Here is a 26243-nt window from a genome sequence, read left to right as displayed (position 1 = left end):
ATTTAACATTTCCGCGACGGGGCAGGTGCGATACCGCCCGGTCGGGGATGACATCAACAGGTATCTGAATGCGGAAACGGTTGGCCCGCGTCGAGTGGGAGCGTTGGCGACTGCCCTTCATCGGGGTGGCGGTGCTGTTGATCGTGGTGGCGCCGTCGATGCTGCGCCAGCAGCTGCAGGACCAGACCCTGGCCGCGGCTGACCTGGTCTCGCACACCCGCCAGGTCCAGGCCGAACTGAGCGCGATGAACGTGGAGATCCGCGAGGTCGAGCAGTCCGCGATCCTGGTCAGCCTGGGCGTGCCGGTCGAGCGCCTGCGTGCCCGTGTGGAGAAGGCCGACGGCGTGATCGGGCCGATGCTCCAGAGCGTGATGCGCCTGACCCGTGACTCGCCCGACCAGCAGATCCGCCTGGGCCAGCTGAAGGAAGTGCTGGAGCGGCGCGTGGCCATCGCCCACCAGCTGCTCGAAGCCGCGCCGGCCGAGCGCGATGCGCTGGTCAAGGAGCTGGGCACCAAGTACGCGATCCTGCCGTTGATGCGGGAGTTGCAGGGCGCCGAGCAGCGTTTCGCGGCCGATCGCATCGCCGAATCGGCCCGCACCCGTCGCCTGGCCAGCTGGGTGGGCTGGGGCGGCCTGCTGGTGCAGTTGCTGCTGCTGACCGCGGTGACCGCGGTGCTGGGCCGGCAGATCGCCCATCGCCTGCGCGCCGAGACCCGGGCCACCCGGATCTCCGAACGCTCGGCGGCGGTGCTGCAGTCGGTGCGCGAGCCGATCGTGCTGCTCGATGGCGACCAGCAGGTGCTGATGCACAACGCGGCCTTCGCCGAGCTGTACGGCCTGGAGGAAGACACCCGGTATCCGCTCGGCCTGAGCGAGATCAGCGAAGGCTGGGATGACGAAGTGGTGCGGCAGCGCCTGACCGACGTGTTCTCGCGCGGCCGCGAGCTGTGGGACTACGAGGTCCAGCAGGAAACCGCCGGCGGCGTGCCACGCGTGCTGCTGCTCAACGCGCGGCGCATGTCGCTGCCCGATCGCGACGACGAAGCGGTGCTGATGACGGTCAGCGACGTGACCACGCAGAAGACCAGCCAGCAACGCATCATCGACCTCAACCGGCAGCTGGAAGGCAAGATCGAGCAGGTCTCGGACGTCAACCGCGAGCTGGAAGCCTTCAGCTACTCGGTCTCGCACGATTTGCGCGCGCCGCTGCGTCACGTGTCCGGCTTCTCCGACAAGCTCGCCCGCCACCTGGGCGACGCTGCCGACGAACGCAGCCGCCACTATCTGACGGTGATCGGCGACTCGGCCCGGCGCATGTCCTCGCTGATCGACGACCTGCTGGTCTACTCGCGCCTGGGTCGCAGTGCGCTGCGCCTGCAGGCGGTGGACATGCAGTCGCTGGTGGCCGAAACCCGCTCGATGCTCGATGCCAACGTCAGCGCCGACAAGCATGCCCTGCCGCTGCGCGTGGACTGGGACATCCAGCCGCTGCCCATCCTGGTGGGCGACGAGAACATGCTGCGCCAGGTCTGGCAGAACCTGCTGGGCAACGCGGTCAAGTACAGCGGCAAGCGCGAGGTCGCGCAGATCCAGGTGGGCTACGCGCTGGAAGGCGATGGCGAGCACCATTTCTGGGTCAAGGACAACGGCGCCGGCTTCGACATGGCCTACGCCAGCAAGCTCTTCGGCGTGTTCCAGCGCCTTCACAAGGCCAGCGATTACGCCGGCACCGGCATCGGCCTGGCCAGCGTGCGCCGGGTGCTGTCGCGCCACGGCGGCCGGGTCTGGGCCGAGGCCGAGCCCGAGCAGGGCGCCACGTTCCATTTCGTCATTCCCGCGTCCCAGGACAGCGGCCTCGATCGCCGCCACCTTTCACCTTCAGAGTTCAACGCATGAGCCCCATCCGCACCATCCTGCTGGCAGAAGACAGCATCGCCGACGCCGAAATGGCCATCGATGCACTGCGCGAGGCCAACCTGGCCAACCCCATCGTCCACGTCGAGGACGGCGTTGAGGCGATGGATTACCTGCTGCGCCGCGGCGCCTATGCCGATCGCGCAGAAGGCCTGCCGGCGGTGCTGCTGCTGGACATCAAGATGCCGCGCATGGATGGCATGGAGGTGCTGCGCACCATTCGCGAGAGCGCGGAGCTCAAGACTCTGCCGGTGGTGATCCTGTCGTCCTCGCGCGAAGAGAGCGACCTGGTCCGCAGCTGGGACCTGGGTGCCAATGCCTACGTGGTCAAGCCGGTGGACATCGACCAGTTCTTCACCGCGGTCAAGACGCTGGGGACCTTCTGGGCGGTGTTCAACGAAGCGCCGGGCCAGGACTGAACCCAGATGCCGCAAAGCGCCACGCCGATCGGTCCCGTGCGCGTCCTGCTGGTCGAGGACTCGCCCGAAGACGCCGAACTGACCTCCGAACAGCTGCTGGATGCTGGGCTTGAGGCCGAGTTCCAGCGCGTCGATTCGGAGGCCGAGCTGGTGCAGGCGCTGGCGCAGTTCAAGCCGGACCTGGTGCTGTCGGACCTGAGCATGCCCGGCTTTTCCGGCTACGACGCGCTCAAGGCGGTCCGGGCGCAGGAGCCGCCGGTGCCTTTCATCTTCGTCTCCGGGACGATGGGCGAGGACACCGCGGTGCAGGCGCTGCGCGACGGCGCGGCCGACTACATCCTCAAGGACAAGACCGCGCGCCTGCCCGCGGCCGCCGCGCGCGCGATCCGCGAATCGCGCGGCCAGCGCGAGCGTGAGCGCGTGGAGAAGGAGCTGCTGCGTTCGCAGCGCCTGGACTCGATGGCGATGCTGGCCGCCGGCCTGAGCCACGACCTGCGCAACATCTTGCAGCCGCTGCTGATCGTGCCGGACCTGCTGGCCATCCACAGTGACAACCCCAAGATCCACAAGCTGGGCGAGGTGATCGCCGAGTCCGGCCGCCGTGGCCACGAGATGGCCGAATCGATGCTGTCCTTCGTCCGTGGCGCGCGCAAGGCACGCGAGCCGGTGTCGGTGGGCGAGTTGTTCCAGGCCGTGCAGGTGCTGCTGCAGGGCAGCCTGCCGGACAAGGTGACGCTGGACCTGCAGCCGCCGGCCACGCCGATGGAGATCGACGCCAACTACGTCGAGCTGCAGCAAGTGCTGATCAACCTGTGCCTCAACGGCATCCAGGCGATGCCGGCGGGCGGCACCCTGACCCTGTCGGCCAAGCCGGTCGAAGACGCGGCGGGCGCCGGGGTCTGCATGTGCGTGGCCGACCAGGGCATCGGCATGGACGAGAAGGTGCGCAAGCAGCTGTTCACGCCGTTCTTCACCACCAAGGAAGACGGCACCGGCCTGGGCCTGATGTCGTGCCTGCGCATCGTCGAGCAGTACCAGGGCCGGATCGACGTGGACAGCACGCCGGGCGTGGGCACCACCTTCGCCATCACCCTGCCGATGCTGGAGTCCGGCGCCGCCCCACTACCGGCGCCTGCCGCGCCTGGCCAAGGCCAGCGGATCCTGCTGGTCGATGGCGATTCCACGCGCCAGACGCTGTTGAGCACCGCGCTGGAAAGCCAGGGGTATCGCCCCAGCCGCGCACCGGACGGCGCATACGCGCTGCGTGCATCGGTGATCGACGGGATGCCGGAGCTGTTCGTGATCGACAGCGATTTCGTGCTGCTGCCGGCCGTCACCCTGGTGCGCGCGCTGGCCCAGCGCGGCTATCGCGGTCCGGTGATCCTGCTGCAGGACCCGGTCAAGCCGTTCGACGTGGCCGAGCTGCCCGAGTCGGTACCGGTCTACCTGCTCGACAAGCCGCTGGAGATGGGCCAGGTGTTCGAAGCGGTCGCCGACGCCTTGGCAAGCGGCACGCTCTGAGCGGCGCGCGTGAACGACAAACCCTTCGCCCCGTCCTGCGAGCGCAACCGCGATCCGATCCTGGAAGTGCTCCAGCCGGCATTGCGTGATGCGCGCAGCGTGCTGGAGATCGGCAGCGGCACCGGCCAGCACGCCGTGCATTTCGCTGCGGCGCTGCCGCAGCTGACCTGGCAGACCAGCGAACGCGCCGAGCATCTGCCCGGCATCGTGCAGTGGCTGGATGAGGCGGCGCTGCCCAACACACCGGCACCGATCCCGCTGGATGTCGCCGATGGCCCGTGGCCGCAGGCGCGCTTCGATGCGGTGTTCACCGCCAACACGCTGCATATCATGGGCTGGCCGCAGGTGCAGGCGTTTTTCGCGGGCGTCGATGGTGTGCTGGGCGAGGCCGGCACGTTGGCGGTGTACGGGCCGTTCAACTACGGCGGTGCGTATACCAGCGAGAGCAATGCGCAGTTCGATGACTGGTTGAAGGCGCGCGATCCGGTCAGCGCGATCCGCGACTTTGAAACGGTGGATGCGCTGGCGCGGGGGATCGGGTTGCGGCTGGCGCAGGATCATGCGATGCCGGCGAATAATCGGTTGGTGGTGTGGCGGCGCGGTTAGCTCTTTTAGATTCCTCGTCTTGAAGCAAAGGCTTTCGTGCGGCTTCGCCGCCCGACCTACTTTCTTGCTCGTGCAAGAAAGGTAGGCAAAGAACACGCCTCCGGGCGGCACGCCTGCGCTTTGCGCAGGTCCGCTGCGGGCCGAGGGATTTTTCTACGGGACATCCATGTCCCGTAGAAAAACGACGTGCATCCGTGCACGTCGCCCTGCGGGTCTTGGCCTCGCCCCTTCGCCGTGCCTCACGAAGGGTTTGAAAGCCGAAGCCGAAGCCGAAGCCGAAGCCGAAGCCGAAGCCGAAGCCGAAGCCAAAAGCCAGAAGCCGGGACCTCCGTGCTTGCGTGTTGGTCTGTCTGCTTACAATCGGACGTTGGTACCGGCAGCAAGGGAGTGGGCGCATGCGTCGCAGCATGGCGGGATTCGTAGCGGCACTGATCGTGTGTGGCGCGCAGGCGCAGCAGCCTGCTGCGGAAGTGGGGGCGCCCAGTGAGGCGGATCGCGCGACTTATGCGAGCTGCATGACGCAGCTGCGCGATGGTGCTTCCGCCATTGAGCCTGCGGCGTTCGATCGCTTCATGGCCGGCATCGTGCCGGACATGAGCGTGCTGCCACTGTTGGACAGCCAGCCCGAGTTTTCCACGCCGATCTGGGATTACCTGGCGCCGCTGGTTGATGGCCAGCGCATTGCCGATGGCCAGGCGTTGCTGGTCGAGCACGCCGACACGTTCGCCCGCGTCGCCCAGTCCAGTGGCGTCGATGCGGCGACCGTGGCGGCGGTGTGGGGCGTGGAAAGCGATTATGGCCGCGTGCAGGGTAAGCGGCCGCTGTTGGTGTCGCTGTCTACCCTGAGCTGCTTTGGCCGGCGCCAGGCGTTCTTCCGCGGCGAGTTGATGTCGACGCTGGCGCTGCTGCAGTCCGGCGATCTCACGACCGATGGCCTCACCGGCTCGTGGGCAGGGGCCTTTGGGCAAACGCAATTCATGCCCAGCACCTACCAGCGCATCGCGGTGGATGGCGATGGCGATGGCCGCCGCGACCTGGTCCATAGCGTGCCCGATGCGCTGGCGTCCACCGCCAACTATCTGGATCGCGCCGGTTGGCAGAGTGGCCAGCCGTGGGGGTATGAGGTGACGCTGCCGGCGGGCTTCGATGCCACGCAGGCTGGGCGCAAGGCCAAGCGCCCGCTGCGCGAGTGGGTGGCGCGCGGAATCACGCGCGTGGACGGCACGCGGATCGAGGCCAGCGAGACGCCGGCGGCGGTGCTGCTGCCGGCGGGCGTGGGCGGGCCGGCGTTCCTGGTGTTCCGCAACTTCGATGCGATCTACAGCTACAACGCCGCCGAGAGCTATGCACTGGCGATCGCGCTGTTGTCCGATCGCCTGCGCGGCGGCGGTCCGCTGGTCGCGCGCTGGCCCACCGATGACCTGCCGTTGGACCGCGCCGACCGCAAGGTCCTGCAGACCCTGCTGCTCGCGCGTGGCCATGCCATTGGTGCGCCCGATGGCTTGCTGGGCACGCTGACCCGACGCGCCATCGCCGCCGAACAACAGCGCCTGGGCCTGCTGCCGGTCGATGGTCGCGCCGGGCAGAAGATCCTCGCCGCGCTGCGCGCGGAAGGTCCGCCCGTGGCCCTGCCGGATGCAACGCCCGCGGCCGCCCCGCCCGTGGCCACGCCATGACCGCCAGCGCGTCGCGCAACGCCGGCATCGACGCGCTGCGAGGGGTCTCGATCCTGCTGGTGCTGATCCACCATCTCGCATTACGCATCCCGTTGCGCGATACCGCGTTGGCCGATTGGCTGCCGCGCCGCCTGTTGAGCGCGCTGAGCTACAACGGCTATGAAGCGGTCTTCGTGTTCTTCGTGATCTCCGGCTTCCTGATCACCTGGCACGCGCTGCAGCGGGCGTCGTCGCTGGCGCAGCTCGACGTGCGCGCGTTCTACGTGCGCCGGATCGCGCGCATCGTGCCGCCGCTCGCCTTGCTGCTGGTGGTGCTGTCGGCGATGCACCTGCTGGGCGTGCCGCAGTACGTGATCGAGCGCGACGACCAGTCGCTGCCGGGCGCATTGACCGCTGCGCTGACCTTCACCCTCAACGCCTACGAAGGCCGCACCGGCTGGCTGCCCGGCGGCTGGGACGTGCTGTGGTCGCTGTCGATCGAGGAAGTGTTCTACCTGGGTTTTCCGCTGCTGTGCCTGTTGTTGCGTCGGCGCGCATGGCTGGTGGTGGCGCTTGCGTTGTTGTGGCTGAGCCTGCCGCTAACGCGCGCCGCACTGGAGGGCAACGAGATCTGGCAGGAGAAGGCGTATCTGCCCGGCTTTTCCGCCATCGCCATCGGCGCGCTGACCGCGCTGGCGGTTCAGCGTTGGCGTATTCCCGCCTCGACCGCCGCATGGCTGCGCGTGGCCGGCGTGATCGGCCTGCTCGCGGTGCTGCTGTGCGGGCGCGAGTTGTGGGCGTCGCTGGGCAACGGCTACATGCTGGTGCTCACCGGCGCGAGTGCAATGCTGGTGGCCGGCCTGCACGCGATGCCGTCGCGGACGTCGTGGCGCGCGCTGGCCTGGCTGCGCAGTGCGGGGCGCCTGAGCTACGAGCTGTACCTCACCCACATGTTCGTGGTGTTCGCGCTGGTGGGCCTGTATCGCGCCTGGGGCAGCGATGTACGTCAAGGCGCGTGGTGGTATCTGGTACTCCTGCCGCTGTGCATGTTGCTGGCGCAACTCTTTGCGCGTGGATGGACGCTGCCGGCCGAGCGCTGGGTCAAGCGGCGCTGGTTGCGGAGCGATGCGAGCGCAGCGTCGGCGCCGTTGCCGACACGCTGATCGCACGCCTTCGCGACACACCGCCAGCGGCTGTGCCAGCATCGGCCCATGCCGACTTTCTCCCTGCAACAGGTCACCCGCCGCTACGGGCCGGCCATCGCGCTGGATCGCGTGGATCTGGACATCGCCACCGGGCGCACCACCGCCCTGATCGGCCCCAGTGGCGCGGGCAAGTCCAGCGTGCTGCGGATGCTGGTCGGGCTGGAATGGCCCGACAGCGGCCAGGTGTTGTTCGAAGGCGTGCCGCTGCAGCGCAAGACCCTGCTGGAACAGCGCCGCCGCATCGGCTACGTCATCCAGGAAGGTGGCCTGTTCCCGCACTTGAGCGTGCGCGACAACGCCGCGTTGCTGGCGCGTACCTTGGGCTGGACGCGTGAACGGATCGACGCGCGCCTGGGCGAGCTTGCGCAGCTATGCCAGCTACCGATGGAGCTGCTGGCGCGCTTTCCGGCCGAACTCTCCGGCGGCCAGCGCCAGCGCGTGGGCCTGATCCGCGCGCTGATGCTCGATCCGCCGGTACTGCTGCTGGACGAACCGCTGGGCGCGCTGGACCCGATCGTGCGCCACGAGCTGCAGACCCAGATGCGCGCGCTCATCGCGCAGTTGAACAAGACCGTGGTGCTGGTGACCCACGACGTGGCCGAGGCCGCGTACCTGGCCGACACGCTGGTGCTGATGCGCGCCGGCCGCGTGCTGCAGCAGGGCACGGTGCGTGAACTGCAGGACGCGCCGGTGGAGGACTTCGTCACCCGTTTCTTCACCGCGCAACGCACCCTGGACGATGCAGCATGAGGGCGCGTGTCCTGCGCGTATGGCTGCTGTGCCTGATCGCGTCGATCGGGTTACCCGCGTTCGCCGCGGAGACGGCCACGGTCGGCTCCAAGAACTTCACCGAGGCGGTGATTCTGGGAGAACTCGCCGTTGGCCAGGCGCGCAAGTCGGGCGTGGAGGTGACCCACAAGCGCCAGCTCGGCGGCACGCGCATCCTCTGGCGCGCGCTGGAGGAAGGCGACATCGACGCGTATGCCGAATACACCGGCACGCTGAAGCAGGAGCTGTTGCAGCAACCCGATGCCGATCCGGCGCAGGTCACCGCGGCGCTGGCGCAGCACGGTTTGGCCATGACCGGCTCGCTGGGCTTCCAGAACACCTACGCCTTCGGCATGCGCAAACAACGCGCGCAGCAGCTCGGTATCCGCACGCTGAGCGACTTGGCCCGCCATCCCGATCTCAAGCTCGGCCTGAGCAACGAATTCCTGCAGCGTGCCGATGGCTGGCCCGGCGTGCGCGGCGCCTACGGCCTGCCACAGCAGCCCAACGGGCTGGATCACGACCTGGCGTATCGCGCGCTGCAAAGCGGCGCGATCGATGTGACCGATCTCTACAGCACCGATGCGGAGATCCCGGCCTACGACCTGGTCGTCCTGGACGACGATCGGCGTTACTTCCCGGATTACCAGGCCGTGTTCCTGTATCGGCAGGACCTGGCGCAGCGTGCGCCAGGCTTCGTGCAGGCCCTGCAGCAACTACAGGGCCGTATCGACGCAGCAACCATGCAGCGCCTCAACGCGCAGGTGAAGCTAGAACACCAGAGCGAAAGCCAGGCCGCCGCCGCGTGGCTGGGCGTGGACGCTCCCCAGGGCAGCGGACGTACTGCGCGTATCGTGCAGCGCACGCTGGAACATCTTGCGTTGGTCGGCGTGTCGCTCGGCCTGGCGCTGATCGTCGCCGTGCCGCTGGGCATCTTCGCCGCGCGCCGTCCACGCCTCGGGCAGGTGGTGCTGTCGCTGACCGGCGTGCTGCAGACGCTGCCGTCGCTGGCGGTGTTCGTCTTCATGATCCCGATCTTCGGCATCGGCGCGAAGCCGGCGATCGCAGCGCTATTCCTGTATTCGCTGCTGCCGATCGTGCGCAACACCCATGCCGGCCTGACCGGCATCCCGCGCGACCTGCGCGAAACCGCCGCCGCCATCGGCCTGCCGCCACGCACCCGCCTGTGGCGCGTCGAACTGCCGCTGGCCTTGCGCACGATCCTGGCCGGCATCAAGACCGCCGCGGTGATCAACGTCGGCACCGCCACGCTGGGCGCATTGATCGGCGCGGGCGGTTACGGCCAGCCGATCCTGACGGGCATACGTCTGGACAATATCGGGATGATCCTCGAAGGCGCCGTGCCGGCGGCGGTGCTGGCGCTGCTGGTGCAAGGGGTGTTCGAGGTATTCGAACGGGTGATGACCCCGAGGGGATTGCGGCTCGCCGCACGGGCATAGGGTTTGCGGTTGCTTTTGCTTTGCCTCCGCTGTTGCTCCGGATTTTTCGAGCCGTAAAGCGAGCCGAGCACCGCAGGAGAAAACGGCCGCAGAGGCGCCCTTGTTTGAGCGTAGCGAGTTTGGGCGCCGTGCCGTTTTCTCCGAGGAGCACAGGGCACCGCCGCAACGCGGCGGCGAGTGTTTTCAATCCCCTTTTTGGGACCGGCGAAGACGGTTTTGCCTACTTTTGCCAAGACAAAAGTAGGGCGTGCCGCGCAGCGGCGCGAAAGCTCTGCAATTGACTTTGTCTTTTGCCTTTTCTCGAACTAGTAGCAAGAGCCAAAGCAGAGCTTTCACGTCGCTTCGCGACGCGAGCCACTTTTGTCTTGGCAAAAGTAGCCAAAACCGCCAGCGCCTGACGCGATCCGCCGCTGCGCGACGGTACCCTGAGCTCCTCGCCTGAAATGGCACGGCGCGCGAACTCGCTACGCTCAAACACCCGCGCCTCTGTGGCCATTTCAGCCTGCGGTGCTCGGCTCGCTTTGAAGGCGCTGAAGATCGAAAGCTGAGCAACAGCAACAGCAACAGCAACAGCAACAGCAACAGCAACAGCAATAACAATAACAGCACCAGCCAGAGCAGCAGCTAAGCGTCTGCCGCGATCTTTACCACTTGCACAATCTGCTCAGCCCGCACCCCCACCATTGGCGCCAGCCGAACACCCCAGGGTCGCGGCGAACACGCAATCCCATGCGCTGAGAAGGCCACGATCAACGCTTCCAATCGATCCACCGGCACCCGCAATCCCGTGATATGCGGCGCGTGCCCGATCGTCTTCCAATCCGACATGCCACACGCATCCAATGCGGCATCGAGTGCACCTGTGATCTCACCCAGGGACGCCGCGATCCGTGCCGGCTGCCATGCGTGCAATTGCGCCAGTCCACCGTGCGTCATCGCCAGGCGCAGCGGATCGGCGATCCCACCGGCATCGAAGCGCCGTGCGCCATGTCGATACGACGGCATTGCCTCCAAAGGAAACGCCCAGTCTGGTCCCGGATCACGCGCGACCCAGTGATGTTCCAGCGGGATGCCCGAATCGCGCCAGCGCGGCGAAGCCCACAGCCAGGACAGCCCCATCGTGCCCATCAGCCATTTGTATCCCACAGACACCACGAAGTCCGGTCGCCAGCGCGCGAGGTCCATTGGTAGCACGCCCAGGCTCTGGCTCAGGTCCAGCACCAAGGCAGCACCACGCGCGTGGACCGCATCGGCGATGGCGTCCAGGTGGAGCAGTCGGCCGTCGTGCCAGTCGCAGTGCGACAGCGTGGCGATGGCCAGCCGCGGCGTGTCGGCGATCGTGCGCAGTACCGCGTCGGTCAGCGATTCACCGGCACGCGGTTGCGCGGCCACCACCTGGGCACCGACGTCGACACAGCGCTGCTGCCAGACCAGCAGGTTGGAGGGGAACTGGCCGTCCAGCACCAGCACCGCATCGCCGCGCTGCGGCGGCAGGTTGTGGGCCGCGACCGCCAGTCCGTGCGCGGCCGAAGGCACCATCGCCAGCCCATCTACGTCATCGTTGAACAGCACTTGCGCGGCCAAGGTGCGGGTGGCCTCGATGCTGTCCAGCCACTCCGCATACGGCAGCCACCCCGGCGTCGCTTCGGCGTCGATGAGCGCATGCGCGGCAGCTTGCAGGTGCTGCAGCCGCGGGCTGCGCGCAGCGCCATCCAAGTAAAGCCCAACGGCGGGCAGGACGAAAGCGGTGTGGCGTTGCTCCCACTGAACAGGGGTCGGATACAGGCGGGCGTCGGGCATGCGCGCAGCTTAGCGTTGCGTGAAATCGGCGGGCCTAACAGAGCGTTCACCGTCAGTGCCTAGCATTGGCCCATGCACGCCATCTCCCCCACGGACGCGCGACCGGATCTCGCCGCACGTTCGGACCAGCTGCTGGCCCAGTTCACGACCATGCGCGCCCTGACCGCGCGGCTGGCCGCGCCCCTCAGCGCGGAGGACGCGATGGTGCAGAGCATGGACGATGCGAGTCCGGCCAAATGGCACTTGGCGCATACCACCTGGTTCTTCGAGCGCTTCATCCTGGCGACCGATGCGCGTTATCGCGCGTTCGATCCGACCTGGGACTATCTGTTCAACAGCTACTACAACAGCGTCGGCCCGATGCATGCGCGGCCGCGGCGTGGCGTGCTGTCGCGCCCATCGCTGGAGCAGGTGCGCGCCTACCGTGCGGCGGTGGAAGACGCGCTCTGCGAGCGACTGCAGCGACATGCGCTGCATGCCCAAGCGCTGGACATCCTGCAGCTCGGCATCCAGCACGAACAGCAGCACCAGGAGCTGCTGCTCACCGACATCCGCCATGCGCTGTGGAGCAATCCGCTGCAGCCGGCGTACCGCGGCGATCTGGTGGCCACGCACGCAGGCCCATCTGCGCTGCGCTGGATCGCGCGCGACGAGCAGATCGTCCAGCTCGGCGCCGATGCCTGGCCGCAGGTGCAGGCCTTCGCCTACGACAACGAATCGCCGCGCCATCGCACCTTGGTCGGGGCGCATGCGCTGGCCAGCCGGCCGGTGAGCAATGCCGAATTTGCGGCCTTCGTCGAGGCCGGAGGCTATCGCGAGCCCGCGCACTGGCTCAGTGACGGCTGGGCCGCGGTGCGGGCGCGCGACTGGCAGCGGCCGCTGTACTGGCATGAAGACGGCGCGCGCGAATTCACCCTGGGTGGCTGGCGCGAACGTGATCCGGACGCGCCGGCCAGCGGCCTGAGCCTGTTCGAAGCCGATGCATTCGCGCGCTGGGCTGGCGCACGCCTGCCGACCGAGGCCGAGTGGGAGCTGGCCGCGGCCGGCGTTCCGATGGACGGCAATTTTGTCGAAGACGATGCGTTGCATCCGCGCTCCAGTGCCGCCGCAGAGACCGGCTTCGAGAAACTGTTCGGCGATGTCTGGGAATGGACCGGCAGCGCCTATCTGCCGTATCCCGGCTTCGCGCCGTGGCCGGGATCGCTGGGCGAATACAACGGCAAATTCATGAACGCGCAATGGGTGCTGCGCGGCGGCAGCTGCGCCACCTCACGCACGCACATCCGTGCCACGTACCGCAATTTCTTCCCCTCCGATGCGCGCTGGCAGTTCGCCGGCGTGCGCCTTGCCAAGGACCTGCCTTGAACGCTGCCGCCTGCGCCCTGCTGCGTGCCCGTGACGCGCTGACCGACCTGCGCCCTCAGCCGGACGACATCACCGCCGACGCCATCGCCGGCCTGTCGCGAACGCCGCGCACGCTGCCGTCCAAGTATTTCTACGATGCCGAAGGCTCGCGCCTGTTCGAAGCGATCACGCGCGTGCCGGAGTACTACCTCACCCGCACCGAGCTGGCCCTGCTGGAAGCGCAGCTGCCGTCCATCGCGCAGGCGATCGGCCCGGGCGCACACGTGGTCGAGTACGGCAGTGGCAGCGGGCGCAAGACCGAATTGCTGCTGGAGCACCTGCGCGATCCGGTGGCGTACACGCCGGTGGAGATCTCGCGCACGGCGGTGCTCGACGCCACCGCGCGGCTGTCGCAGCATTTTCCGCAGATCGAGATGCTGCCGGTCTGTGCGGACTTCACCAAACCGCTGGATCTGCCCGAGAGCACACAGCGGGCGCAGCGCACGGTGATGTTCTTCCCGGGCTCGACCCTGGGCAATTTCACCAATGACGACGCGGTGCATCTGCTCGATGCCATGCGCCAGACCATGGGCGAGGGCGGCTGCGCACTGATCGGCATCGACCTGGACAAGGACGATGCGCTGATCGAGGCGGCGTACAACGATGCGGCCGGCGTCACCGCCGCGTTCACCCTGAATCTGCTGGCACGGCTCAATCGCGAGATCGGCAGCGACTTCGACCTGGACGGCTTCCGCCATCGTGCGGTGTATGCGCGTAAGCGGCTGCGCATCGAGACCTTCTTGGTCAGTCAGCGGGGGCAGACCGTCCATGTGGGCGACCGGGCATTCTCCTTCGACGATGGCGAAGCGATCCAGGTCGAATACAGCCACAAGTACACCGACGCGCGCTTCGCTGAACTCGCCGCGCGCGCCGGCCTGAAGATCACCCACGGCTGGAACGACGCGCGCGACTGGTTCGGCCTGCGCCTGCTGCAACCGGCATGATGCATCTGTGCGAAAGCATCGAGCACACCCTGCTGCGGCTGCTGGCCGCGCGTGCGGGCGATGCCTCGATCTGCCCCTCCGAGGTGGCCCGCACGCTCGATGGCGATAGCGAAACCTGGCGTGGGCTGATGCCTTCGATCCGCATCGTGGCCGCACGCCTGGCCCAGTCCGAGGTGATCGAGGTGACCCAGCGCGGGCACGCGGTGGACATCGCCCAGGCGCACGGGCCGGTGCGCCTGAAGCGCGGGAAGGGTTTCGATGAGGCTTACGCAGAAGGCCTGGCCGTCATCGCGGGCCGGTAGCGAACGCACGCGCTGAGCGGGCGTGCGTTCTGCCCGCCTTCTTCAGGCGGCTTGCACGATCGGGATCGCCTTCGGGTTGCGCCACTGCGCCAGCAACTGCGCTTCGCGCGCCTTGGCGTCGTACAGGTGCCGCTCCTTGACGTGACCGTAGCCGCGGATCTGTTCCGGGATACTGGCGATCTGCACGGCCAGCGACAGGCGGTCGGCGTCCAGCGCATCGAGCAGTTCGCCCACCGTGGCTCGATAATCATCGATCAACTGGCGCTCCATGCGGCGCTCGGCGGTGCGGCCGAAGACATCGAACGTGCCGCCGCGCAGGAACTTCAGTCTCGCCAGCAGCCCGAACGCGCGCAGCATCCACGGGCCGTAAGCGCGCTTGGTCAGCTCACCCGTGTCGTTCTTCTTGGCCAGCAGCGGCGGGGCGAGATGGAACTGGATCGCGTAGTCGCCCTCGAACTGTTGCTCCAGCTGGCGCTTGAACGCGCCGTTGGTATAGAGCCGCGCGACTTCGTACTCGTCCTTGTAGGCCATCAGCTTGAACAGGTAACGGGCCGCGGCCTCGGTCAGCGCGGTGGAGCCGGGCGCCTTGGCGCTTTCGGCCTCGCGCACCTGCGCGACGAAATCGGTGTAGCGCTTCGCGTAAGCGGCGTCCTGGTACTCGTTGAGGAAGGCACTACGCCGGGCGATGGCTTCGTCCAGCGTGCGCGACAGGCGCGCATCGTCCAGCGGCAGCAGCACCACGCCGTCAGCGGTGGTCGCGGTGGTGTCGGGCAGGCCGCGCACGCTGCGCGCGTTGTCGGGATTGCGCGGTGCGCTAGTGGCGCCCCATTCGGTGCCTTCCCAGTCGCCTGGCGGCAACACGCGCAGGTTGTGCGGCAGATGTTCCTCGCGCGTTTCGGTGTTGGAGACCAGGCCAGCGGCCTGTTGCACGGCCGGCAGGTCGATCGCGGCCAGGCGGCCCCATGCGAACGCCGTGCGATTCATCTCGATCGCCGCACCGTTGAGTTCGATCGCCCGCATCAGCGCATCGAACGAGATCGGCACCAGCCCTTGCTGCCAGGCATAGCCGAGCATGAAGAGATTGGTGGCGATCGCATCGCCCAGCAGCGCGGTCGCCAGTTGCGTGGCATCGAGCAGCAGCGGATCGCGTCCGCCTAACGCCACGCGCACGCCGGCGACGATCTCCGCGGTCGGGAACTGCATGTCCGGGTGGGTGGTGAAGGTGCCGGGCATCGCTTCGTAGGTGTTGAGCACCACCTGCGCGCGCTCGCCGCGGACCTTGGACAGCACCCAGTAATCGTTGACCACCACCATGTCGCAGCCCAGCACCAAATCGGCATCGCCCGCGGCGATGCGCACGGCGTGGATGTCCTCCGGCGTGCGCGCGATGCGGATATGCGTGGTCACCGCGCCGCCCTTCTGGGCGAGGCCGGTCTGGTCGAGCACGCTCGCCCCCTTGCCTTCCAGGTGGCCGGCCATGCCGAGCAGCGCGCCGATGGTCACCACACCGGTGCCGCCGACGCCGGTGATCAGGATGTTCCAGGGCGTGTGCAGCTCGGACTTGAACGCCGGCGCCGGCAGGTGGTCCAGCAATGTGGCCGCATCACTTTTCTTGCCCTTGCGCGGCTTGCCGCCGTGCACGGTGACGAAGCTCGGGCAGAAGCCATTCACGCACGAATAGTCCTTGTTGCAGTTGGACTGGTCGATGCTGCGCTTGCGGCCGAACTCGGTTTCCTTCGGCAGCACCGACACGCAGAAGCTTTTCTCGCCGCAATCGCCGCAGCCTTCGCACACCAGTGAGTTGATCAGCACGCGCTTGGGAGGATCGACCAGCTTGCCGCGTTTGCGACGACGACGCTTCTCGGTGGCACAGGTCTGGTCGTAGATCAGGATTGACACGCCTTGAACCTTGCGCAGCGCTTCCTGCACCGCGTCCAGTTCGCTGCGATCGTGGAATTCGGTCTCGCTGGGGAACAGGTCGCGCCGGCGCGACCACTTGGTGATGTCGTCGGACACCAGCACGATGGTGTGTACGCCTTCGGCGCGCATCTGCGCGGCGATGTCCGGCACGGTCAGCGTGCCATCGACCGGCTGGCCACCGGTCATCGCGACCGCGTCGTTGTAGAGGATCTTGTAGGTGATATTGACGCCCGTGGCGATGGACTGGCGGATCGCCAGCGAGCCGCTGTGGAAATAGGTGCCGTCGCCCAGGTTTTGGAAGACATGCGGCGTCTCGGTAAACGGCGCTTGCCCGGACCAGGTCACACCTTCGCCTCCCATGTGGGTGAACGTGTCGGTATTGCGATCCATCCACGTCACCATGTAATGGCAACCAATGCCGCCCATCGCGCGCGCGCCCTCGGGCACGACAGTGGAAGTGTTGTGCGGGCAGCCGCTGCAGTAATGCGGTACGCGCGGGAAGCTGGCGCGCGGCAGTGCCATTTCGGCCTCTTTCGCTTCCATCCAGCGCAGGCGCTGCTCGATGGATTCGGTATTGGCAAAACGCTGGATGCGCGCGCCGATCACACCGGCAATCGTCGCCGGCGTGAGTTCGCCGGTCGACGGCAGGATCCACGCGCCGGCTTCGTCGTACTTGCCGACGATGCTCGGTCGCGCGCCAGCATTGGCCGGCCAGTTGTAGAACAGCTCCTTCATCTGCCGCTCGATGAAGGCCTTCTTCTCCTCGACGACGACGATGTCTTCCAGCCCATGCGCGAACGCAGTGATGCCCACCGGTTCCAGCGGCCAGCTCATGCCGACCTTGTAGACGCGGATGCCGATGTCGGCGCAGGCCGCTTCGTCCAGGCCCAGGTATTCCAGCGCCTGCAGCACGTCCAGGTAGCTCTTGCCGGTGGTGACGATGCCCAGCCGCGCGCGCGGCGAATCCAGCACGATGCGGTCGATGTGATTGGCCCGGGCGAACGCCTGCGCTGCTGCGACCGCATAGCGATGCAGGCGCATTTCCTGTTCCAGCGGCGGATCGGGCCAGCGGATGCTCAAGCCGCCGGCCGGCATCATGAAATCCTCGGGCAGCACGATCCTGCGCGCGAACGGATCGACGTTGACCGACGCGGAAGACTCCACGGTTTCGGCGATCGTCTTGAAGCCGATCCAGCGCCCGGTGTAGCGGCTCATCGCCCAGCCGACCAGGCCCAAATCGAGGATGTCCTGCACGCCGGCCGGATTGAGCACCGGCATCATCGCGCTGACGAATTCCTCCTCGCTGCCATGCGGCAAGGTCGAGCTGCGGCAGGCGTGATCGTCCGCCGCCAGGGCCAGCACGCCGCCCAGCGGTGAGGTGCCGGCCGCATTGCCGTGCTTGAACACGTCGCCGCTGCGGTCCACGCCCGGCCCCTTGCCGTACCACATGCCGTACACGCCCTCGACGGTCGCGCCGGGGAACAGGTTGGTCTGCTGCGTGCCCCACAGCATGGTCGCCCCGAGGTCTTCGTTGAGGCCGGGCTGGAACTTCACCTTGGCCGCTTCCAGATGCTTGCGCGCGCGCCACAGCTCCAGGTCGAAGCCGCCCAGCGGGCTGCCGCGATAGCCGCTGATGAAGCCCGCGGTGTTCAGGCCCGCCGCGTCATCGCGCAGGCGCTGCATCAGCGGCAGTCGCACCAGCGCCTGCACGCCGGACAGGTAGATACGCCCGTCGGTGCGCGTGTATTTGTGTTCGAGCGTGTAGTCGTTGTCCAACGTGCCGATGGCAGGCGTGTTGGCGGACGAAGGCGACATCAATTCGGCAGTGCTGGTCATTGGCTGGCCCGGGTTGGCGGGTGGCGATGGCATCGGCCCGAGTCTAGCAATGCGTTCATCTGCAACTGTCTGCCGCCCTGCCGCCCCGCATTTGCGGCCGCCACGACGGGCGCGGACAATGCTGCAGCGCGGTGCAACTGCGCGAATCCCCTTCTCCAGGACCCGCCGTGGCCTTTGACGCGTTTGCCCTGATCCTGGCCATGCTCGTGCTCGGCATGGTGTTCGCACGCTTGAAGCTGTTCCCGGACGGCGCGGCCAACGTGCTTAACCTGGTGGTGCTGTACGTGTGCCTGCCGGCGGCGGTGCTGACCTTCGTGCCGCGCCTGCATCTGGATCCATCGCTGATCGGTCTGATCGCGACACCGTGGCTGTTGATGGGGGCAACCTTCATCCTGGTCACGCTGGCGACGCGCGTGTTGAAGCTGCAGCGGGGCGAACATGCCGCGCTGCTGATCTGCGTGGGGTTTTCCAATTCCAGCTTCATCGGCTATCCGATGGTGCGCGCGTTGCTGGGTGATCATGCATTGCCGTATGCGGTGGTGTACGACCAGTTCGGCACCTTCCTGATGCTGTCCACATTGGGCATCTACATCCTGGCGCGCTACTCGGGTGAGACCACGCCGACCACGCGCCAGATCGTGCTGCGCATCGCCAGGTTCCCGCCGCTGTGGGCGCTGATCTTCGCCTTGCTGCTGATGCCCGAGGCGCCGCCGCACTGGATCGCGAGCGGATTACAGCGCTTGTCCGACGCGATGCTGCCGTTGGTGATGCTGTCGGTGGGGCTGTCGATCCAGCTCAAGCTGCCGCGCCGCGAGCTCAAGCCGCTGGCGGTAGGCGTGGTGCTGCGCCTGGTGGTGATGCCGCTGATCGCGCTGCCGATCGCCTATGCGTTCGGCCTGCGCGGCGAGCTGTTCCAGGTCAACGTGCTGGAGTCGGCGATGCCCACGATGATCACCGCCGCCGCGCTGGCCATCTCGCACAATCTCGCGCCGCGATTGTGTGCGGCGATTACCGGTTACTCCATCGTGCTCTCCTTGGTCACGCTGCCGCTGCTGACCTGGTTGCTGCCTTATCTGGCGCGTTGAGCATCTGCCGACAGTCAGGCATGCTCGATCTTGATTCCAAGGACGGCAAAGCGAATGCGCAACAGGACGATGCAGCGATGGTGGTTGGGACTGGCGCTTGGCCTGACGTGCCACGCTGCGCTGGCGGTGGAACCTGACGCAGACGCCTCTCCATCTGAGATGGCCTGGCAGCAGCGCTATCAAGAAGCCCTGCGACTACATCTGCGCGGTGTCGCGTCCAGCGGTGAATCCAGAGATCTCTACGCGGCCGCAATGCTGTGGCCACGCGATACGGAAGTAAGCACCGTGGCAGAAGTGGTCGGTATGAGTCCTGCCGCACAGGTTGCCGTGAGCAAGCCGCTGGATGAGCGCAGGCTCTGGTTGCAACAAGCCGTCGATGCCCGGCCTTTCGATGTGCTGGTCGCACGATTCGTTGCTTCGGGCTGTGTCGAAGCGGGCGTTGAGTGCGACGCGTCGCGGGCACTGGATTTCCTGTTAAAGGAAGAAGGCGATAACGCAGCAGTCCAACTTATGGCTTTCGTCGATGCACAGCGCAGGCACGACGCTGCAGCGGAGCGTCGGTACTGGAAGGCGGCCGCGATGGCGGATCGCTATGACGCGGGCATGGTGGCCTTCTCCGGGCTGCTGGCCGACGCGGTGGATGGTTTCGTGGCGCCGCGGGCGGAGAGCGATTCACAGGACCGCGCGCAACGCAATGGAGAGTGGGCCGCCGCTTCATCCGACCCCGCGCAATCGGGTTTGACGACGGCGATGTCCGTCTGGGCTGGCTCAGCGCTGCCAGCCTTTGCGCCGGTGACACGCCAATGCGCGCAGGCAAAGGTGCGCGAAGATGCTGAACGGCTGGAAGAGTGCAAGGCGATCTTCGCGCTCATGGCGCATCACGCCGATGATCTTGTCAGCAAAAGCATTGCGCTGCGGATGATGATGCGCCTCACCGAAGGCACGCCGCAGGAACTTGCCTGGCGGGAGGAACAGCGGCAACTGCGCTGGCTGATGGCGCAGGCCATGCAGCTACAGCATGAGGGTGTCGTGCCGTTGTCGCAGTTCGTGGAGTGGAGCCTGCGGGACGGCGAATTGGTCGCCAATCAGCGTCTTTTGGACATCGCCAACGTGCCGCAAACAGCTCCTGCTGGATGGCAACCGCAGTCACTGTCAGAAGCAGTGATGTCGACTTCAGGCTGAGGTGTGCGCACGCCGGTCGAATCAAACCGGCATGGCCTGACGCGCTATTGCGCTTCGTCTTGCGACTGCATCAACGCCCGGATCTGCAGTGTCGCTTCATCGAACACCGCCGCAGGAATGGCCAGCATCACCAGCTCGGCGCCCAGCTGGAAATCGGCATCGGGATTGGTACGCAGCTTGCCGTGCCAGGCGAGCAGGTCGGACAGGGCGACCATGTTCAGGCGCAGCTCGGCGCCCGATGGGTTTTCCAGTTCGGGCGTGGCCAGGGTGCGGACGCGCTGCACGGTGTCGCTGCGGAACGCGGCATCGTGCGCGAACAGATAGGCGAAGCAGTGCAGGCTCACGACCGCGGCGAAGCGCGCGACGGCCGCATCGGTGGCGCGCTCGACCACGGTGAACGCGCTGACGCCCAGCTTGTCGGCGGCCCGCTGGCGCACCCATGCATAACGCGACTGGCGCAGCTGGTAACGCGACCAGCGCACCGGCGGCAGCGCGTCGAACATCCGATACATGCAACCCTTGCGACGCCATGGCGCACGCGGCGCCAGGCTGGCCGGCGGAAACGCGCCTGCCAGGCGACGCGCGGCGACCGGCGGAAGTTGGGACACCACCGCGCGCAGCAGCGCTGGCGGTTGCACATTGCACGCCTGCGCAGCTGGCGGAAGCTGACGGGCCAGGCCCTGGGTGGAGACGCTGCCGTCCTGGCGCTGGTGGGCCAGGATCAGGCGGGCGGCCATGCGCGTGAGCGCGTCGCCGGCCTCATCTGGGCGGGGGGCATCCAGGCTGTCCGGAAGCATCTGAAGGTGCTGCTCCATTGCGATCGTCCCGTTCCATCGGTCCGTGTGGGGAAGTGGAGCGTACGGCAGCGAAGGGAGTACCAGCAAGCCACAACCCCTTGAAAAAGCGGGGGTTTTGGTGAGGATCGGTAGCGGGCCGCTGCACTGCTCACCGTTTCTGACGTTACATGTCAGGGCAAGCCCTATTCATGGCGAAGCGCGGCGATCGGATCCAGTCGTGCGGCCTGGCGCGCGGGATAAACGCCGAAGCCCAGGCCGACGGCGCCGCAGAACACGGCAGACAACAGGATCGGCAGCGGCGCCCAGGCGACCTGCCAGCCCGCGAAGACCGCAATGGCATAGGCCAGCGCCGTGCCGAACACCAGTCCCAGCACCACGCCGGTCACGCAGATCACGGTGGCCTCGCGCAGAAACTGGGCGATCACGTCGCGCCGGCGCGCGCCCAGCGCACGCAACAGGCCGATCTCGCGGCGCCGCTCCAGCACGTTGGCCAGCATGATGTTCATGATGCCGATGCCGCCGACCAGCAGGCTGACGCCGGCGATCGCGCCCATCACCACCTGGAAGATGCGCTGGGTCTTCTGGTGCTGCTGGAACAGCTGCTGCGGCACCACCAGCGTGTAGTCCTCGACGCCGGAATGGCGCTGGGCCAGCACCTTGGCCATCACCCGCGCACTGGCGCCCAATTGATCGGGATCGGCGATGCGCAGCGCGAAGCGATCGATCTCGTCTTCCATGTCCTGGAACTTGAAACGGTTGAGCGCGCTGTCCAGCGGCAGGTAGATGCGGTTGCTTTCCAGCCCCAGCTGCACGCCTTCGAACTCGTCCTTGCCCAGGTCGCGGTCGGCCAGCACGCCGATCACCTCGACCCACACGTGGTTGACCTTGATCAGCTGGCCCAGCGCGCCGCCCCTGGGAAACAGGCTGTGCGCGGCCTGCGCGCCCAGCACCGCCACCGGCGCCAGCCGATCGTTGTCCTGTGCGGTCAGGCCGCGGCCCTGTGCCACGGTCAGCGAGGACAGTGCGAAGAAATCCGGGCTGACGCCGTAGGCCTGCGCATCGCTGTGGCCGTGCTCGCCGAACACCGCATTGGTCTTGATCGCTTTCTCAGCGGCGAAGCGCTCGGCGCCTGGCACGACCGCCTGCACCGACTCGGCATCGGCCACCGACAGGCCCAGGCTGCGCGCGCGTGTTTCACGCAGGGTATCGGTGTCCTGAGAGGTCGCCTGGGCGATCAGGTTGTGCAGGCCCAGGCTTTCGACCAGGCGTAGGGCTTCGCGACGACTGCCTTCGCCCACCGCCTGCATCGCCACGATCGCGCCGACGCCGAAGATCAAGCCGAGCAGGGTGAGGAAGGTGCGCAACCGCCGCCGCCAGAGCTCCTCGACCGCCTCGCGCCAGATCGACGGCAGGGCCGCCAGCACGCGGTTCATGGTGCACCTCCGGCCTTGCTCGTGCCGGTGGTGGGCGCGATGCCGGCATCGGCCAGCAGGATTTCATCGCCGGGTTTGAGCCCGTCCAGGACCTGGGTGCGTGATGGGCCGCGCACGCCGAGCTTGATCGTGCGCCGGGCGAACTGGCCACCGTCGCGCACCTCCACGTAGCTACTGCCCTTGTCTTCGTTGAGGGCGATGTTGGGCACGTCGATGGCCCGGTCGGCCTGCAACAGGATCACGCGCGCCTGCAGCTGCTGGCCGGGCACCAGGTCCAGCTGCTTCACCTTCGCATCGGGCACCGGCGCGCGCATGGCCAGGTACTTGACCGGGTTCTGGCGGCTGAGCGATTTGGCAGCGCTGGCGATCCACGACAGCTTGGTGGTGAAGCGCAGCTCGGGATGGCCCACCGGGAACAGCTCGACCGCGTTGCCCGCGCGCACGCCCTGCGCCTGCTGCTGGGGCAGGGTGATCTCCACTTCCAGCTCGGCCATGTCGGGCAGGCTGCCGTAGGGCGCGCCGGCGTAGAGGCTGCTGCCGATCATCGGCTTGGTGCCGGACCAGTTGGATTCCAGCAACACCACGCCATCGGTGGGCGCACGCAATTCAAGGGCGTCCATATCGCGCTGGCGCGCCTTGGCGGTCATGTCGAAGGTCGCGCGCTGCGCGTCGAGTACACCGAGTTCGGCCGCGCCGCGTTGGCCGGACTGGTCGCGCTGCCAGCGCAGCGTGCCCTGGCGCTCACCGAGGTACTGCGCGTCCTGCACCGCATCGAGCACCTCGTTGCGCGCCAGGGTCGATAGATCGGCGTGGGCGTAGCGCTGGGCGATGCCGAGCTGCGTAGCGACGTCGGACAGGTCGACATCCACGCGACCACGCGCCGAGGCCAGCTCATCCTCCTTGGCCAGGCGCTGCAGCGCGTTGCGCTCAAGATCGACCGCGGCCTTGTCCAGCGCCTGGCGGCCTTCGGGCGAGGAGAAGCGTGCGATCAGTTCGCCCTTCTTCACCCGCGAACCTTCCGGCAGCATCCAGTCGAGCTGGCGGTTGTCCCAGTCCGATCCAGGCACGGTCAGCGCGGTCGCCTTGGCCGCGCGCAGCTGGCCGCTGCCGGACACGCTGAGCATCAACGCATGCGGCTGGACGGTCTCGGTACTGGCTGGCGCGTGCGCATCTTTGCAACCGGCGAAGGCGAGCACGGCCAATATCAAAACGGGTGTGCGCGGATTCATGCCGGGTCCTTCGTGGTGTCCACGTCGACCCGCACGCTCATACCGGGCTTGAGCCGCGGGTCGGCCTTGTCCAGGGTGATTTCCACATCCAGGATCGGGATCGGCTGCACGTTGGACTTGCTGCGCACCGCGCGCGCGATGCTCAGCACGCGCGCAGGAAAGACCGCGCCGCTGCCTTCAAGCCGCACCTTGGCGGCTTGGCCGATGTGGACCTGCTGGTAATCGCGTTCGGGCAGCTGCGCGCGCACGGCCAGCACGCTCAGGTCGGGAATCTCGGCCACGCTCTGGCCTTTCCACACCTGCGAGCCGACGTCGAATTTTTCACCATCGAAGCCGCTCTTGTGCATGATCAGGCCGTCGCGCGGCGCGATCAGCTGCATCGATTCCAAGCCAGTGCGCAGCCGCTCAACTTCGTTCTGCAGCTGGCGAGTTTCGGCATCCAGCAGGTGGCGCTCGGCGGTGCGCGCCGCGGTCTGCGCCGTCTCGGTCTGCTGTGCCAGCGCGAAGCTGCGCTGCGCCAGCGTGCGCGCGTTGACCAGCTTGCGGTATTCGACGCCGGCGATCAGCTCCTGCGGTTGCTGGGTCTTGCGCTGGGCCTTGTCCAGCTCGGCGCGCGCCTGTTCCGTGGCCAGGTGTTCGGTGCGCGCACGCGAAGCCTGGTCGAGCACCAGCTTGTCCAGCTCGCGCTGCTTTTCCTGCAGCTTGCTGGTCTTCTCTGCCAGGCTCTTGGTCAGCTCGCTGGTGTCGAAGGTCACGACCACCTGGCCTTGTTTGACCGTGCTGCCGTCCGGCGCCAGCTGGGTGACGTTGAACTGGTACAGCTCATCCACCGGCGGTGGCATCAACAGCGCGCTGCGCTGCGAATACACCTCGCCGTCCAGGGTGAGGCTGGCGGCCGAGGCCGCGCCGCTGGCCATCCAAAGGGCGATGCAGAGCCATGTCTTCATCGCGCGGTTTCCTTGTCCGCGCTGGGGATCACCCGCACGCTCATGCCGGGCAGCAGGCGCTGGCGCGCGGCGGCGGCGTCCATCTCGATATCGACCTGGAAGTAACGGCCGCGGCCCCATTCGCCGCGTGCTTCGGGCGCACCGGCAATGCGCACGATGCGGCCGCCACCGTGCTGGCCGGGCAGGGCATCGAAATCGAGCGCCACCCGCTGGTTTTCGCGCAAGCCGGGGCGATCGGCCTCCAGCACCCAGGCACGCACCTGCATGGCGCCTCCCGAGACGACCTGGCCGGCTTCGGCACCGACCATGGCCGATGAGCCCTCGTCGATGCGCCCGCCCAGCCACCCGGCGTTGAAGCCGTGCACGACGATGCCGTCGCGCTGGGCGCGGACTTCGGCGTTGCTCGCGCTCCAGATCGCGTAGTCGCGGTCGATTTCCAGTTTGTGCACTTCCAGCTGCGCATCGCTGCGGCGGCGCGCCACGGCCTCGCGTGCGGTGACTGCATCGCCACGCTTGAGTGCAGCTTCTTCGGTCGCGCGCGCCAGTTCGCCCTGATAGCGGTCGTAGTCCAGCCCGGAAATCAGCGCCTTGGGCAGCGCGGCCTCGACCTTGGCATCGGCCAATTTGGCATCGGCCTTGGCCTGTTCCAGTTCGGCCTGCAGCGCCTTGACCTCCAGGTCGGCGATTTCCTTGTCGGCCTTGGCGCGGGCCTGGTCGATCTGCACCTCGGCCTCCTTGGCTTTGGTCGCCGACTGGCCCGGGTCGAGCCGCAACACCACGTCGCCTTTCTTGACCGCCGTGCCTTCCGGCACGAAGTAGCGGATCACCACCGGCGAAATGTTGGCGCGCGGCACGTAGACCGATTGCGCATCGACCGCGCGCACTTCGCCAGTCAATGCGATCACGGCATGCGCGGGCATCGCGATCGTCAATGCGACCAAGGTGCCCGCAGCGATCAGCTCAGCGCGCCGAATCATGTTCCACCTGTCCGTCGCGCAGCGCGACCTGGCGCGGCGCATGGGCGGCCACGTCGTGGTCGTGGGTGACCAGCACCACGGTCTGGCCGTCGGCGTGGACTTCGTCCATCAATGCCATCACGTCGGCGGCGCTCTTGGAGTCCAGGTTGCCGGTGGGCTCGTCGGCCAGCAGCAGGGCTGGGCGAAGCAAGAGCGCGCGTGCGATCGCCGCGCGTTGCTGCTGGCCGCCGGAGAGTTCGTTGGGGCGGTGCGCGATGCGCGAGGCTAGTCCGACCCGATCCAGCAGCGCCAACGCATGGGCGTGCGCGTCGTCGGGTGGCGTGCGGTTGAACCGCAGCGGCAGCAGCACGTTCTCCAGCAGCGTCAGACGCGGCAGCAGGTGGAAGCTCTGGAACACGAAGCCGATGCGCCGGTTGCGCATGTCGCTGCTGGCTTCGTCATCGAAGCCGGCTACGTCGCGGCCTTCGATCAGATAGCGGCCGCTGCTGGGTCGATCCAGGCAGCCCAGGATATTCAGCAGGCTGGATTTTCCGGAGCCCGATGGCCCGGTGATGGCGACGAATTCGCCTGCGCCCACCTGCAGGTCAACCCCTGCCAGCGCGTGGACCGTCTGGCCGCCCGTGGCATAACGCCGGTGCACATCCTGCAACTCGATCATTCCCGCACCAGCTCCATGCCACGCGATCTCCATCCCTGGCTGGACTGTTGCACACGCCATCGGCGTGAGGCAATCGTGAAACTGACGCGGCGCTAACGCTGATGCCGTTTGCGTTGCCGCGAACGCGTCTGCACGCCATCCGGTCTAGTGCGTGCACGCACGTGGTGCATGTGCCGACG

General features: G+C 67.2%; 20 protein-coding genes and 1 pseudogene. 13 read left to right on the top strand and 8 right to left on the bottom strand.

The genetic code is table 11. The features are described from left to right. Positions 1-68: 68 nt before the first annotated feature. The 8 genes and pseudogenes from BMZ17_RS16305 to BMZ17_RS16270 all read left to right on the top strand — a co-directional run bounded on the left by BMZ17_RS16305 (position 69) and on the right by BMZ17_RS16270 (position 9550). Positions 69-1898, top strand: a complete 1830-nt coding sequence (locus BMZ17_RS16305) for a sensor histidine kinase (RefSeq protein ID WP_093140926.1) — start codon at positions 69-71, stop codon at positions 1896-1898. After that, a complete protein-coding gene (locus BMZ17_RS16300) occupies positions 1895-2335 on the top strand; it encodes a response regulator (RefSeq protein ID WP_093140921.1) in 441 nt (146 codons plus the stop codon). The genes BMZ17_RS16305 and BMZ17_RS16300 overlap by 4 nt, the downstream gene beginning before the upstream one ends. A 6-nt stretch (positions 2336-2341) precedes the next feature. After that, positions 2342-3856: a response regulator gene (locus BMZ17_RS16295; protein WP_093140917.1), complete on the top strand. Its 1515-nt coding sequence runs from the start codon at positions 2342-2344 to the stop codon at positions 3854-3856. A gap of 9 nt (positions 3857-3865) precedes the next feature. Then, positions 3866-4462 carry a DUF938 domain-containing protein gene (locus BMZ17_RS16290; RefSeq protein ID WP_093140912.1) on the top strand — a complete coding sequence of 199 codons (597 nt, stop codon included), beginning with the start codon at positions 3866-3868 and terminating at the stop codon, positions 4460-4462. A gap of 515 nt (positions 4463-4977) precedes the next feature. Next, positions 4978-6087 (top strand): annotated as a pseudogene (locus BMZ17_RS16285) (lytic murein transglycosylase); the annotation flags it as partial. A 47-nt stretch (positions 6088-6134) separates the two neighbouring features. Continuing rightward, complete coding sequence (locus BMZ17_RS16280; protein WP_093140908.1) at positions 6135-7280, top strand: acyltransferase family protein; 1146 nt, start codon at positions 6135-6137, stop codon at positions 7278-7280. A 48-nt stretch (positions 7281-7328) separates the two neighbouring features. Continuing rightward, positions 7329-8072 carry an ATP-binding cassette domain-containing protein gene (locus tag BMZ17_RS16275; RefSeq protein ID WP_093140904.1) on the top strand — a complete coding sequence of 248 codons (744 nt, stop codon included), beginning with the start codon at positions 7329-7331 and terminating at the stop codon, positions 8070-8072. Next, a complete protein-coding gene (locus BMZ17_RS16270) occupies positions 8069-9550 on the top strand; it encodes an ABC transporter permease/substrate-binding protein (protein ID WP_093140900.1) in 1482 nt (493 codons plus the stop codon). The genes BMZ17_RS16275 and BMZ17_RS16270 overlap by 4 nt, the downstream gene beginning before the upstream one ends. A gap of 624 nt (positions 9551-10174) precedes the next feature. On the opposite strand, the gene BMZ17_RS16255 is transcribed toward BMZ17_RS16270, so the two are convergent. Next, positions 10175-11350 (bottom strand): aminotransferase class V-fold PLP-dependent enzyme, encoded by a 1176-nt coding sequence (locus BMZ17_RS16255; protein WP_093140892.1) that lies wholly within the window; start codon positions 11348-11350, stop codon positions 10175-10177. 72 nt (positions 11351-11422) lie between these two features. Between BMZ17_RS16255 and egtB the strand changes: the two genes are divergently transcribed. Genes egtB through BMZ17_RS16240 form a run of 3 tightly spaced genes read left to right on the top strand, consistent with a single transcriptional unit; the run spans position 11423 to position 14000 of the window. Continuing rightward, positions 11423-12715: an ergothioneine biosynthesis protein EgtB gene (gene egtB, locus BMZ17_RS16250; protein ID WP_093140888.1), complete on the top strand. Its 1293-nt coding sequence runs from the start codon at positions 11423-11425 to the stop codon at positions 12713-12715. Beyond that, positions 12712-13698, top strand: coding sequence for an L-histidine N(alpha)-methyltransferase (gene egtD, locus BMZ17_RS16245; RefSeq protein WP_093140884.1), 987 nt, complete (start codon positions 12712-12714; stop codon positions 13696-13698). The genes egtB and egtD overlap by 4 nt, the downstream gene beginning before the upstream one ends. Then, positions 13695-14000 (top strand): DUF3253 domain-containing protein, encoded by a 306-nt coding sequence (locus BMZ17_RS16240; protein WP_217645829.1) that lies wholly within the window; start codon positions 13695-13697, stop codon positions 13998-14000. The genes egtD and BMZ17_RS16240 overlap by 4 nt, the downstream gene beginning before the upstream one ends. 42 nt (positions 14001-14042) lie before the next feature. Here BMZ17_RS16240 and BMZ17_RS16235 read toward each other — a convergent pair whose 3' ends face one another. Beyond that, the gene (locus tag BMZ17_RS16235) at positions 14043-17756 is read right to left on the bottom strand and encodes an indolepyruvate ferredoxin oxidoreductase family protein (protein ID WP_093140880.1); all 3714 of its coding nucleotides are present in this window, start codon (positions 17754-17756) and stop codon (positions 14043-14045) included. A gap of 167 nt (positions 17757-17923) precedes the next feature. Between BMZ17_RS16235 and BMZ17_RS16230 the strand changes: the two genes are divergently transcribed. Continuing rightward, positions 17924-18841: an AEC family transporter gene (locus BMZ17_RS16230; RefSeq protein WP_093140875.1), complete on the top strand. Its 918-nt coding sequence runs from the start codon at positions 17924-17926 to the stop codon at positions 18839-18841. A gap of 54 nt (positions 18842-18895) precedes the next feature. Further along, on the top strand, positions 18896-20023 hold the full coding sequence (locus BMZ17_RS16225; protein WP_093140871.1) for a hypothetical protein: 1128 nt from the start codon (positions 18896-18898) through the stop codon (positions 20021-20023). Between the two features lie 44 nt (positions 20024-20067). On the opposite strand, the gene BMZ17_RS16220 is transcribed toward BMZ17_RS16225, so the two are convergent. The 6 genes from BMZ17_RS16220 to BMZ17_RS16195 all read right to left on the bottom strand — a co-directional run bounded on the left by BMZ17_RS16220 (position 20068) and on the right by BMZ17_RS16195 (position 26064). Then, positions 20068-20838, bottom strand: coding sequence for a hypothetical protein (locus tag BMZ17_RS16220; RefSeq protein WP_093140868.1), 771 nt, complete (start codon positions 20836-20838; stop codon positions 20068-20070). Positions 20839-21002: 164 nt separating this feature from the next. Beyond that, complete coding sequence (locus BMZ17_RS16215) at positions 21003-22253, bottom strand: ABC transporter permease (protein ID WP_093140863.1); 1251 nt, start codon at positions 22251-22253, stop codon at positions 21003-21005. After that, positions 22250-23482, bottom strand: a complete 1233-nt coding sequence (locus BMZ17_RS16210) for an efflux RND transporter periplasmic adaptor subunit (protein ID WP_093140859.1) — start codon at positions 23480-23482, stop codon at positions 22250-22252. Before BMZ17_RS16210 ends, BMZ17_RS16215 begins: the two co-directional genes overlap by 4 nt. Continuing rightward, positions 23479-24429 (bottom strand): HlyD family secretion protein, encoded by a 951-nt coding sequence (locus BMZ17_RS16205; RefSeq protein WP_175485642.1) that lies wholly within the window; start codon positions 24427-24429, stop codon positions 23479-23481. The genes BMZ17_RS16210 and BMZ17_RS16205 overlap by 4 nt, the downstream gene beginning before the upstream one ends. Continuing rightward, positions 24426-25406 carry an HlyD family secretion protein gene (locus tag BMZ17_RS16200; protein ID WP_175485641.1) on the bottom strand — a complete coding sequence of 327 codons (981 nt, stop codon included), beginning with the start codon at positions 25404-25406 and terminating at the stop codon, positions 24426-24428. The genes BMZ17_RS16205 and BMZ17_RS16200 overlap by 4 nt, the downstream gene beginning before the upstream one ends. Continuing rightward, entirely contained in the window at positions 25390-26064 is a 675-nt protein-coding gene (locus BMZ17_RS16195) for an ABC transporter ATP-binding protein (protein WP_093140847.1), read from the bottom strand. Before BMZ17_RS16195 ends, BMZ17_RS16200 begins: the two co-directional genes overlap by 17 nt. Positions 26065-26243 lie beyond the last annotated feature (179 nt).

Origin of the sequence: Pseudoxanthomonas sp. GM95 (assembly GCF_900109775.1) — a bacterium.
In the GTDB taxonomy this organism is placed as follows: Bacteria; Pseudomonadota; Gammaproteobacteria; order Xanthomonadales; family Xanthomonadaceae; genus Pseudoxanthomonas_A.
Note: the sequence above shows the minus strand (reverse complement) of the source record. Positions and strands in the feature narration are given on the sequence as shown.